Here is a 12,000-nt window from a genome sequence, read left to right on the forward strand (position 1 = left end):
CACTTTGCTGACCGGGTCGGCGAGCTATAAAGGTTCATTCATTCTTACGATCCTTTGCCCTGGCGCCTCACCTATGCAAATAAAACGAAACACGGCCCTGCTGGTGGGCGTCCTTTTGGTGCTGGCGGTTGCAGCCTGGGCATTGACCCGCCCCGCCAAGACCAAACTGGCTGCACCGGCTGCCATTCCGGTGCGTGTGGTGAGCGTTGCACAACAGGATGTCCCGCGTTTCGTCAGTGGTATCGGTTCGGTGCTGTCGCTGCACAGTGTGGTGATTCGCCCGCAAATCGACGGCATCCTGACCAGACTGCTGGTCAAGGAAGGCCAGTGGGTCAAGGCCGGCGACCTGCTGGCAACCCTCGACGACCGCTCGATCCGCGCCAGCCTCGACCAGGCCAGGGCACAATTGGGAGAAAGCCAGGCCCAGTTGCAGGTGGCGTTGGTCAACCTCAAGCGCTACAAGGCATTGAGTGTTGACGACGGCGTATCCAAGCAGACTTACGACCAGCAACAAGCCTTGGTCAATCAGCTCAAGGCCACGGTCCAGGGCAACCAGGCCGCTATCGACTCGGCTCAGGTGCAACTTTCCTATACGCAGATACACTCGCCAGTCAGCGGCCGCGTCGGTATTCGCACCGTGGATGAGGGTAACTTCCTGCGTATGAGTGATACCCAGGGTCTGTTCTCCGTCACGCAGATCGACCCGATTGCCGTCGAATTTTCCCTGCCACAGCAAATGCTGCCGACCCTGCAAGGCTTGATCGCCGCGCCGACCCAGGCCAACGTCGATGTCTACATGGGCGCCGACACCGACGGCCAGACCGGCGACCTGCTCGCCGAAGGCCATTTGAGCCTGATCGACAACCAGATCAACTCCACCACCGGCACCCTGCGCGCCAAAGCCGAGTTCAACAACGCCGCCCAGCGCCTGTGGCCGGGGCAGCTGGTGACCCTCAAGATCCAGACCGCCATGGACAACAATGCCTTGGTGGTACCGCCGACCGTGGTGCAACGCGGCCTGGACTCGCACTTCGTGTACCGGGTCAGCGGTGACAAGGTTGAAGTGGTACCGGTGCAAGTGGTCTACCAGAACAGCGACCTCAACATCATCAAGGGGGTACAGGCCGGGGACGTGCTGGTCAGCGATGGTCAGTCGCGGCTCAAGGCCGGAGCCCGGGTGGAGGTACTCAAGGAACCGCCCCAGGTGATCCAGACCGTTGCCCCTCAGGTGCAACCATGAGCGGCAGCCGTTCACCCTCCGCGTGGTGCGTCGACCATCCGGTTGCCACCCTGCTGCTGACCTTCGCCCTGGTGTTGCTGGGGCTGATTGCCTTCCCACGCCTGGCCGTCGCCCCACTGCCGGAAGCGGAGTTTCCGACGATCCAGGTCACCGCTACCCTGCCCGGAGCCAGCCCGGACACCATGGCCTCGTCGGTTGCAACGCCCTTGGAGGTGCAATTCAGCGCCATTCCCGGCGTGACCCAGATGACCTCCAGCAGCGCCTTGGGCTCAAGCCTGCTGACCCTGCAATTCACCCTGAACAAAAGCATCGACACCGCGGCACAGGAAGTCCAGGCGGCGATCAACACCGCGTCCGGCAAACTGCCCAGGGACATGCCGAGCCTGCCGACCTGGAAAAAGGTCAACCCGGCAGACAGCCCGGTACTGATCCTCAGCGTCAGCGCCGACAGCATGCCCAGCACCGAACTGAGCGACTACGTGGAAACCCTGCTGGCCCGCCAGATCAGCCAGATCGACGGCGTCGGCCAGATCAACATCACCGGCCAGCAGCGCCCGGCGATTCGCGTGCAGGCCTCGCCGGACAAACTCGCGGCCATCGGCCTGACCCTCGCGGACGTGCGCCTGGCCATCCAGCAGTCGAGCCTGAACCTTGCCAAGGGCGCGATCTACGGGGAGAACAGCGTGTCGACACTGTCGACCAACGACCAGCTGTTTCACCCGGACGAATACGGCCAACTGATCGTTTCCTACAAGAACGGTGCACCGGTTCAACTGCGTGACATCGCCAAAGTCATCAACGGTTCGGAAAACGCCTACGTGCAGGCCTGGTCAGGCGATACGCCCGGCGTCAACCTGGTGATTTCACGCCAGCCGGGCGCCAACATCGTCGAGACCGTGGACCGTATCCAGGCCGCGCTGCCGCGCCTGGAAGGCATGCTGCCGGCCTCGGTCAACGTCAGTGTGTTGAGCGACCGCACCAAGACCATCCGCGCATCCCTGCATGAAGTGGAAGTGACACTGCTGATCGCCATCCTGCTGGTGGTGGCGGTGATGGCGCTGTTTCTGCGCCAGTTGTCGGCGACGCTGATTGTGTCCAGCGTGCTTGGCGTGTCGCTGGTCGCCAGTTTCGCGCTGATGTATGTGCTGGGCTTCAGCCTCAACAACCTCACCCTGGTGGCGATCGTGATCGCGGTCGGTTTTGTCGTGGACGACGCTATAGTGGTGGTGGAGAACATTCACCGCCACCTGGAAGCGGGTCTCGACAAACGTGAAGCGGCGATCAAGGGTTCCGGCGAGATTGGCTTTACCGTCGTGTCGATCAGCTTCTCGCTGGTGGCGGCGTTTATCCCGCTGCTGTTCATGGGCGGCGTGGTCGGACGGCTGTTCAAGGAGTTTGCGCTGACGGCCACCTCGACCATTCTGATTTCGGTGGTGGTTTCGCTGACACTGGCGCCCACCCTGGCCGCGCTGTTCATGCGCGCACCGACTCACCACGCCCACGACAAACCCGGCTTCAGCGAACGCCTGCTGGCCGGCTATGCGCGCAACCTGCGCCGCGCGCTGGCCCATCAACGCAGCATGGCGGCGATCTTCCTGGTGACCCTGGCCCTGGCCGTGGTCGGTTATGTGTTTATCCCCAAGGGCTTCTTCCCAGTGCAGGACACCGGTTTTGTACTGGGGACCAGCGAAGCCGCAGCCGACGTGTCTTACCCGGACATGGTCGCCAAACACAAGGCCCTGGCCGAGATCATCAAGGCTGACCCGGCGGTGGAAGCGTTTTCCCATTCGGTAGGCGTGACCGGCAGCAACCAGACCATCGCAAACGGTCGCTTCTGGATCGCCTTGAAAGACCGCGGTGATCGCGATGTGTCCGCCAGCCAGTTCATCGATCGCCTGCGCCCGCAGTTGGCGAAAGTGCCGGGCATCGTGCTGTACCTGCGCGCCGGCCAGGACATCAACCTCAGCTCCGGCCCCAGCCGCGCCCAGTATCAATATGTGCTCAAGAGCAACGACGGCCCGACGCTCAACACCTGGACCCAGCGCCTCACCGAAAAACTGCGCGCCAACCCGGCGTTTCGCGACCTGTCCAACGACCTGCAACTGGGCGGCAGCATCACCCACATCAGCATCGACCGCCAGGCCGCCGCACGCTTCGGCCTGACCGCCACCGATGTCGACCAGGCGCTGTACGACGCCTTCGGCCAGCGCCAGATCAACGAATTCCAGACCGAGATCAATCAATACCAGGTGGTACTGGAACTGGACAGCCAGCAGCGCGGCAAGGCTGAAAGCCTGAACTACTTTTACCTGCGCTCGCCGCTGACCAACGAGATGGTGCCTCTGTCGGCCCTGGCCAAGGTCGACCCACCCAGCGTCGGGCCATTGTCCATCAGCCATGACGGCATGTTCCCGGCCGCCAACCTGTCGTTCAACCTGGCGCCCGGCGTCGCACTGGGTGATGCGGTGATCATGCTCAACCAGGCCAAGAATGAAATCGGCATGCCCGCAACCTTGATCGGGACGTTCCAGGGCGCGGCCCAGGCGTTCCAGAGTTCGCTGGCCAGCCAACCCTGGCTGATCCTCGCGGCGCTGGTGGCGGTCTACATTATCCTGGGGGTGCTGTATGAGAGCTTTGTGCACCCATTGACAATCATCTCCACCTTGCCCTCGGCGGGCCTGGGCGCGCTGATCATGCTGTGGCTGCTGGGCCAGGATTTTTCGATCATGGCGTTGATCGGCCTGGTGTTGTTGATCGGTATCGTCAAGAAAAACGGCATCCTGATGATCGACTTCGCCCTGGAAGCCCAACGCGTGCGCGGGCTGGCACCGCAAGAAGCGATTTATGAAGCGTGCGTCACGCGGTTCCGGCCGATCATCATGACGACCCTGGCCGCATTGCTCGGTGCGGTGCCGTTGATGCTGGGTTCCGGCCCGGGTGCGGAGCTGCGTCAACCGCTGGGCATTGCCGTGGTGGGTGGCCTGCTGGTGAGCCAGGCGCTGACGCTGTTCACCACGCCGGTCATATACTTGTACCTTGAGAAGATCTTCCACCGGCCCAAGCCAGCGCTTGGGCTGGCGACCCCACATTGAGGCTGAGGCCCGTCCTGGAGCAAACGGCTCATGCGCGTTCTGATTGTTGAAGATGAAGAGAAAACCGCGGACTACCTGCACCGTGGCTTGACCGAGCAAGGCTACACCGTCGATGTGGCACGCGAAGGTGTCGAGGGTTTGCACCTGGCGCTGGAGAATGACTACGCAGTGATCGTGCTCGATGTGATGCTGCCCGGCCTCGACGGCTTCGGCGTGTTGCGCGCATTGCGCGCGCGCAAGCAGACGCCGGTGATCATGCTCACCGCCCGCGAGCGCGTGGAGGACCGTATTCGTGGCCTGCGCGAAGGCGCCGATGACTATTTGGGCAAACCGTTTTCGTTCCTGGAACTGGTGGCGCGCCTGCAAGCGTTGACCCGCCGCAGTGGCGGGCATGAGCCGGTGCAGGTCACCGTCGCCGACCTGTGGATCGACCTGATCAGCCGCAAGGCCAGCCGTAATGGCGTGCGCCTGGACCTGACGGCGAAAGAGTTCTCGCTGCTCAGTGTATTGGCGCGACGCCAGGGCGAAATCCTGTCCAAGACCGCCATTGCGGAAATGGTCTGGGACATCAACTTCGACAGTGACGCCAACGTGGTGGAAGTTGCCATCAAGCGCCTGCGCGCCAAGCTCGACGGGCCGTTCGAGGAGAAACTGCTGCACACCATTCGCGGCATGGGTTATGTACTGGAAAGCCGTGTGCTGGAGAACCCAAGTGGCCGCTAACTCGATCGCCCTGCGCCTGAGCGGCATGTTCACCCTGGTCGCGCTGCTGATCTTCGTGCTGATCGGCGGCGCGCTGTACCAGCAAGTGGACCGTGGCCTGGGCTTGCTGCCCGGCGCCGAGCTGGATGCCCGCTACAGCGTGCTGGAGTCTTCGGTGACACGCTTCGGTACTCCGGAGCACTGGGCGAAGATCACCGCCAAACTCAAGCTGCTGGGTGAGGAAGACAAACGCATCCGGTTTTGGGTGGTCAGCAGCGACTCTCAGTATGAATACGGTGAGCCGGATGCACGGATTCGCGCCTTCGCCGCCGGCCCCACCGGCAAACGCGACCTGCGTCTGCCGGGGCATGAATATCCGTTCAAAGTGCTGGTGAGCCAGTTTCCGGCCAAAGAACAACGCCCGCCCTTGCGCTTCCTGATTGCCATCGACACCGAGAACTTCCGCGCCACCCAGCATCAGCTGTTGATGGCCCTGATCGGCCTGGCCTTTGTCGGTGTAGTGCTGGCGGCTCTGCTGGGATTCTGGGTCTCGCGCATCGGGCTCAAGCCCTTGGGCAAGCTCTCGGACGAAGCGCAGAAGCTTGCGCCACCCAAACTCTCCGGGCGGCTACAGTTGTCGCCGCTGCCGCCGGAACTGAGCCAGTTCGTCAACTCGTTCAACTCCACCCTGGACCGGGTGGAACAAGCCTACTCACGCCTGGAATCGTTCAACGCCGACGTGGCGCACGAGCTGCGTTCGCCGCTGACCAACCTGATCGGCCAGACCCAGGTCGCGCTGACACGGGGGCGCTCGGCGGAGCATTACTTCGAGGTCCTGCAATCGAACCTTGAAGAGCTGGAACGCCTGCGTTCAATCATCAATGACATGCTGTTCCTGGCCAGCGCCGATCAGGGCAGCAAGGCGACCAAGCTGATTGAAAGCTCACTGGCCGATGAGGTGGCCACCACCCTCGATTACCTGGACTTCATCCTTGAAGATGCGCAGGTCAAAGTGCAGGTACGTGGCGACGCCTTGGTCCATATCGAAAAGGCCCACCTGCGCCGTGCGCTGATCAACCTGCTGAGCAATGCCGTGCAGCACACCGCGCCGGGGCAGGTCATCGACGTGAGCATTGAACAGCAGGCGCATCAGGTGACGATCGGCGTGACCAACCCTGGCGACGAGATTGCCGGCGAGCATTTGCCCCGCTTGTTCGAACGTTTTTATCGGGTGGATGCGTCGCGCAGCAACAGCGGAGCGAACCACGGATTGGGGCTGGCCATCGTCAAGGCGATTGCGCTGATGCATGGGGGGGATGTGTTTGTACGCAGTGAGGGTGGCGGCAACACCTTTGGCATCACCCTGCCAATCTGAATCGGCCGGCAAATGTGGGAGGGGGCTTGCTCCCGATAGCGGTGCATCAGTCACGAATGTAGCGACTGATACTCTGCTATCGGGAGCAAGCCCCCTCCCACACTTGAAACAAAACGCACCATCCATTCCAAACTGTTGCGGTTTTGGCAACAGTCATTATCTTGTTACACTCTGTATCGCACCGCTCACCTGCGTTACTTTGACGCATCGATGAGCGCGATGGCAAAGACAGCTTCCCGCTCACCCGAATTTCCCTCGACTTATTTCCAGGGCTCTACACTGGGAATTCGTCTTAAAGCCGCTGACTTCAGCGGCTTTTTTTTGCCGTAAAAAAAGGCCAGGCACCCCCTACGACATTGGCCGTCAATGATTGACCAAAGGAGCTTCACTGGTGAAAACCTCGCTGACATTCACCCCGTTATTTGTCGCTATTGCAGCAACGATCACCTCTCTCGCCCACGCCGCCGACCCGACCTCCGCCGACGGTTTCGTCGAAGGCTCGCACCTCAACATCAACACCCGCAACTACTACATGAACCGCGACCGTCGCGACATTCACACCGATGACAGCAAGGAGTGGGGCCAGGGTTTTATCGGCACCTTCGAGTCCGGTTACACCCAAGGCACGGTCGGATTCGGCCTGGACCTCAATGCCATGCTCGGCCTCAAGCTTGACGGCGGTGGCGGCACCGACGGTTCCAGCATCCTTCCTTATGGCAGCGGCAACGGCAAAGCCCCCGGCTCGTTCTCCACCGCCGGCGGCACCTTGAAAATGCGTGCTTTGGACACCGAGCTGAAAGCCGGTGACCTGTTGCTCAACAACCCGGTAATCGCCGGCGGCATGACCCGCATGTTGCCGCAGACCTTCCGTGGCGTGAGCCTGGCCAACCACAGTTTCGACGGTTGGATGATCGAAGGCGGCCAGGCCAGTTTCACCAAGCTCTACAACCAGAGCGGCCACCGCCGTATCGGCACCAGCTACGGCACCCTGCCGCACCACACCGACAGCCGACACCTGAACTGGGCCGGCGTATCGTTCAGCGGTGTTGCGGGCCTCACCAGCAATCTATACGCCTCCGAACTCAAGGACATCTGGCATCAGTACTACTACGACCTGGACTACACCTACACGCTGAACGACCTGGTCAGCCTCAACCCTGGCCTGCACTACTATCACACCCAGGACACCGGGCAATCGTTGCTGGGCAGCATCGACAACAACACCTACAGCCTGCACCTGACCGTGGGCATCGGCCATCACAGCGTCACCGCCGCCTACCAACGGGTCAACGGCAACACGCCATTCGACTACATCACCCAAGGCGACAGCATTTACCTGGATAACTCCCAGCAATACTCGGACTTCAACGGACCTGGCGAGCGCTCGTGGAAGCTCAAGTATGCTTATGATTTTGCCGGCCTCGGCCTGCCTGGCCTGACCTCAGCCGTCTCGTACATCAGCGGCAAGACCGACCTGACCAAGGTCGACCCCAACAGCCGTGGCTACAGCGCCTGGTACAGCGCCGACGGTAAGGACGCCAAGCACTGGGAACGCGACATCGACCTCAAATACGTGGTACAGGGCGGCAAGGCCAAGAACCTGGCCGTGCGCCTGCAATGGGCGACCAACCGCGGGGGCAATGGCTACTCGGCGGTAGACCGGGATGTGGATGAATACCGCGTGATCGTGGACTACCCGATCAACGTGTTCTGATCAAAAAACTTTTCTTATTAACCAATGATTTAATTTTCATCGTGCAGAACTAAACTGCCAGTATCTTCCTGTTGAAGTCTGCGCGATGAGCCAACCCCGCACTCGTAAACTGCCCGTCCGTTCGGAACTGTTGCTGCTTTTGGGCAGTAGCCTGACCGTAATCCTGATCGTGGTGATCGTCACCGCGCTGCTAAGCCGTGAACACGCCAGCACCCTGCAGGCGGCCAAGCGCATGACCACCAACATCGCCCAGCTGATCAACGCCGATGTGCTGCGCAACGTCGAACTCTACGATCTGGCATTGCAGGGTCTGATCGCGGCCACCTCGTACAAGGACTTGACGTCGGTGCCTGCGGACATCCGGCACCTGGTGCAGTTTGATCAATCCAACGCGGCACCCTTCAAAGGCGAAGTACTGCTACTGGATGCCAATGGTGCGGTGATTGCCGACTCCTCGACCCTGCATCCGACGCGGCGCAACTTTGCTGATCGCGACTACTTCCTGGTGCAGCAACAGAACCCCGACGCCGGGCTGTTTATCAGCCGCCCCTTCAAGATCCACTGCGACTGCGAGCAAGTGTGGCGTATCGCATTCAGCCGCCGCGTATCCGGGCCTAATGGCGAATTTGCCGGGGTGGCGGTGGCGACCATGCGCCTGGCGTATTTCGATCAATTGTTCAATCGCCTCACCATCGGCAGTGGCAGCTCCGTGAATCTGCTGAGCAACCGCGGCATTCTCCTGGCCCAGCAGCCGTTGCTGGAACGCGACATGATCGACAAAGACCTGAGTGATCGCCCCAACTTCAAGCGCATGCTGCGCGAAGGCGAAGGCAGCTTCCAGGCAGTCTCTACCCTCACCGGGATAGAGCGCCTATATACATTCACCAATGTGGGCGACCTGCCGCTGATCGTGGTGGTGGCCCTGTCCAGCGAGGATGTGTTCGCCCCCTGGAAACGTGCCGCGTTGCTGACCAGTGGTGCCACCGGTGTACTGTGCATCGGTTTGTTATGGCTGACCTGGATGCTGCGCCGCGAACTGCGCCGCCGCTATCGCGCCGAACAAGTGCTGTCGGAGTTGGCCGCCACCGACGCCCTGACCGGCCTGGCCAACCGCCGTGTGCTCGACCAACGCCTGCAACTGGAATGGGACCGCGCACAACGCTCGACCGAGCCGCTGACGCTGCTGATGATCGATGTCGATCACTTCAAGGCGTTCAACGACCGCCACGGCCATCACGGTGGCGACGAGGCACTACGCACGGTTGCCCAGGTAATCAGCGACAACATCCGGCGCCCGGCAGACCTGGCCGCGCGCTACGGTGGAGAAGAGTTTGCGGTGGTGCTGCCGCACACCGACGTCAAAGGCGCCTGGGTGATCGCCGAACATATCCGCAGCAGTGTCGAACACTTGCCACTGGTGCCCGGCGCCGAGCAGCCGATTACCGTGAGCATCGGCATGAGCACCTGGGACAAACACAGCCACATGTCCCTGGAGACGTTATTGCTCAGTGCGGATCAGGCGTTGTATGAGGCCAAGTACTCGGGCCGTAACCGGATAGCAATGAGCGAATAAAAAAAAGGCCACCCGAAGGTGGCCTTTCAAAACTAAAGAAAGAGAGTTGTTACTTACACCGCCGCAACGGGACGCATGTAAGAGATCGGTGCGGTGCTGGCATCTTCGAAGGTCACGACTTCCCAAGCGTCTGTCTGCTCAATCAACTTGCGCAGCAGCTGGTTGTTAAGGGCGTGGCCCGACTTGAAGCCTTTGAACTCACCTATCAGGCTGTTGCCCAGCAGGTAGAGGTCACCGATTGCATCGAGGATCTTGTGCTTCACGAATTCGTCTTCATAGCGAAGGCCGTCTTCGTTCAGTACACCATCCGCGTCGACCACAATGGCGTTTTCAACGCTACCGCCGAGTGCGAGGTTGTGCTTGCGCAGGTACTCGATGTCACTCATGAAACCAAAGGTACGCGCGCGGCTGACTTCTTTTACGAACGAAGTACTGGAAAAATCCACGCTTGCACTTTGGGTGCGGTCACGGAATACCGGGTGATCGAAATCGATCTCAAAGCTCACTTTAAAGCCTTCGAACGGGACGAAGGTGGCGCGCTTGTCGCCGTCTTCTACTGTCACTTCCCGCAGAATACGAATGAACTTCTTGGCTGCGTCCTGTTCTTCCAGGCCGGCAGATTGAATCAAGAATACGAAGGGTCCAGCGCTGCCATCCATGATCGGGACTTCGGACGCGGAGAGCTCGACGTAGGCGTTATCGATGCCCAGGCCAGCCATGGCCGAGAGCAAGTGCTCCACCGTATCCACTTTGACGTCACCGTTGACCAATGTGGTCGACATAGTGGTTTCGCCAACGTTTTCCGCGCGAGCAGGAATCTGCACCACAGGGTCCAGGTCGGCACGAACAAACACGATGCCGGTGTCGACAGGTGCAGGTTTGAGGGTCAGGTATACCTTCTCCCCGGAGTGCAGACCTACACCTGTTGCACGGATAATATTCTTCAGGGTGCGTTGTTTAATCATGGATTGGACCGCTTCAGCGCAAATTGCGAACTGGTATCAACAAAGGCTGGCGATAATACCAGACCAGACCTTTGCTGAACACCAATCACCTTCATAGCCCTGATACATTCCATTAATCGGCCTGACGACGCAAGAATGCCGGGATGTCCAGGTAGTCCAGATCATCTTGCGGATTCAGGCTACGAGACGCCGCAGCACCGGCCTGGGCCTGGTTGCGCATCACGGTCGGACGGTCCAGATCACGGTAGTTCACCGACGGCTGTTCCTGACGCACGGGCGCTGGAGCCGCAGCTGGCTGGCTGGCCTGGCTGTTGTGCAGGGTGTTGTCGATGACCTTCACAGGCTTCTCGATTTTTGCACCCAGGCCGGTAGCAACCACGGTCACGTGCAGCTCATCACGCATGTCCGGATCGATAACGGTGCCGACCTTGACCATGGCGTGCTCGGAAGCGAAGGCTTCGATGATGCTACCCACGTCGGAGTATTCGCCCAGGGACAGGTCAGGACCTGCGGTGATGTTCACCAGGATGCCGCGCGCGCCTTGCAGGTTCACGTCTTCCAGCAACGGGTTGCGGATGGCCGCTTCAGTGGCTTCACGTGCACGGTTCGGACCGCTGGCGCAGCCAGTGCCCATCATCGCCATGCCCATTTCGCTCATCACGGTACGCACGTCGGCAAAGTCGACGTTGATCATGCCTGGGCGCTTGATGATGTCGGAGATACCGCGAACGGCACCGGCCAGTACATCGTCAGCCTTGGCGAAAGCCGACAGCAGGCTGGCGTCTTTACCCAGGATAGTCAGCAGCTTCTCGTTGGGAATGGTGATCAACGAGTCGACGCTTTCAGACAGCAGACGGATACCTTCGTCGGCGATCTGCATGCGCTTGCGGCCTTCGAACGGGAACGGACGGGTCACCACAGCGACGGTCAGAATGCCCATTTCCTTGGCCACTTCGGCAATGATCGGCGCAGCACCGGTACCGGTACCGCCGCCCATGCCGGTGGTGATGAACACCATGTTGGTGCCTTGCAATACTTCGGCAATACGCTCGCGGTCTTCCAGAGCGGCTTGACGGCCGACTTCCGGGTTGGCGCCGGCGCCGAGGCCCTTGGTCACGGCTGTGCCCAATTGCAGGATGGTCCGCGCACCGATACTTTTCAGCGCTTGGGCATCAGTGTTGGCGCAAATGAACTCAACGCCTTCAATGTTGCTCTTGACCATATGGTTGACAGCGTTGCCGCCGCCACCGCCGACACCGATCACTTTGATGACCGGGCTTGCGGGGATGTTGTCTACGAGTTCGAACATGTTCCCTCTCCTTTCATTTTCTCTAGTTTT

General features: G+C 60.5%; 8 protein-coding genes. 6 read left to right on the forward strand and 2 right to left on the reverse strand.

All coding sequences use genetic code 11. The features are described from left to right. Positions 1-73 precede the first annotated feature (73 nt). From JBE38_RS14830 to JBE38_RS14855, 6 genes are all read left to right on the forward strand, one after another. Positions 74-1,240 (forward strand): efflux RND transporter periplasmic adaptor subunit, encoded by a 1,167-nt coding sequence (locus tag JBE38_RS14830; RefSeq protein ID WP_090366678.1) that lies wholly within the window; start codon positions 74-76, stop codon positions 1,238-1,240. Then, a complete protein-coding gene (locus JBE38_RS14835) occupies positions 1,237-4,332 on the forward strand; it encodes a multidrug efflux RND transporter permease subunit (RefSeq protein ID WP_090366680.1) in 3,096 nt (1,031 codons plus the stop codon). Before JBE38_RS14830 ends, JBE38_RS14835 begins: the two co-directional genes overlap by 4 nt. 30 nt (positions 4,333-4,362) lie before the next feature. Further along, complete coding sequence (locus JBE38_RS14840; protein WP_060753901.1) at positions 4,363-5,055, forward strand: heavy metal response regulator transcription factor; 693 nt, start codon at positions 4,363-4,365, stop codon at positions 5,053-5,055. Continuing rightward, the gene (locus tag JBE38_RS14845) at positions 5,045-6,409 is read left to right on the forward strand and encodes a heavy metal sensor histidine kinase (RefSeq protein ID WP_090366683.1); all 1,365 of its coding nucleotides are present in this window, start codon (positions 5,045-5,047) and stop codon (positions 6,407-6,409) included. The genes JBE38_RS14840 and JBE38_RS14845 overlap by 11 nt, the downstream gene beginning before the upstream one ends. 391 nt (positions 6,410-6,800) lie before the next feature. Beyond that, on the forward strand, positions 6,801-8,123 hold the full coding sequence (locus JBE38_RS14850; protein WP_090366685.1) for an OprD family porin: 1,323 nt from the start codon (positions 6,801-6,803) through the stop codon (positions 8,121-8,123). Between the two features lie 85 nt (positions 8,124-8,208). After that, the gene (locus tag JBE38_RS14855) at positions 8,209-9,696 is read left to right on the forward strand and encodes a GGDEF domain-containing protein (protein WP_090366687.1); all 1,488 of its coding nucleotides are present in this window, start codon (positions 8,209-8,211) and stop codon (positions 9,694-9,696) included. A gap of 53 nt (positions 9,697-9,749) precedes the next feature. Here JBE38_RS14855 and lpxC read toward each other — a convergent pair whose 3' ends face one another. Together lpxC and ftsZ are read right to left on the reverse strand one after the other, a co-directional pair. After that, on the reverse strand, positions 9,750-10,661 hold the full coding sequence (gene lpxC / locus JBE38_RS14860; RefSeq protein ID WP_003171886.1) for a UDP-3-O-acyl-N-acetylglucosamine deacetylase: 912 nt from the start codon (positions 10,659-10,661) through the stop codon (positions 9,750-9,752). A 112-nt stretch (positions 10,662-10,773) separates the two neighbouring features. Next, positions 10,774-11,970, reverse strand: a complete 1,197-nt coding sequence (gene ftsZ, locus JBE38_RS14865) for a cell division protein FtsZ (protein WP_060753905.1) — start codon at positions 11,968-11,970, stop codon at positions 10,774-10,776. Positions 11,971-12,000: the final 30 nt, after the last annotated feature.

Source organism: Pseudomonas sp. ICBG1301 (assembly GCF_016918385.1).
In the GTDB taxonomy this organism is placed as follows: domain Bacteria; phylum Pseudomonadota; class Gammaproteobacteria; order Pseudomonadales; family Pseudomonadaceae; genus Aquipseudomonas; species Aquipseudomonas palleroniana.

Bases quoted from the DNA above. Each gene is read 5' to 3' on its own strand.
- JBE38_RS14830 (WP_090366678.1), top strand. From the start codon at position 74: ATGCAAATAAAACGAAACACGGCCCTGCTGGTGGGCGTCCTTTTGGTG.
- JBE38_RS14855 (WP_090366687.1), top strand. From the start codon at position 8,209: ATGAGCCAACCCCGCACTCGTAAACTGCCCGTCCGTTCGGAACTGTTG.
- lpxC (WP_003171886.1), bottom strand. From the start codon at position 10,661: ATGATTAAACAACGCACCCTGAAGAATATTATCCGTGCAACAGGTGTA.
- JBE38_RS14840 (WP_060753901.1), top strand. From the start codon at position 4,363: ATGCGCGTTCTGATTGTTGAAGATGAAGAGAAAACCGCGGACTACCTG.
- ftsZ (WP_060753905.1), bottom strand. From the start codon at position 11,970: ATGTTCGAACTCGTAGACAACATCCCCGCAAGCCCGGTCATCAAAGTG.
- JBE38_RS14835 (WP_090366680.1), top strand. From the start codon at position 1,237: ATGAGCGGCAGCCGTTCACCCTCCGCGTGGTGCGTCGACCATCCGGTT.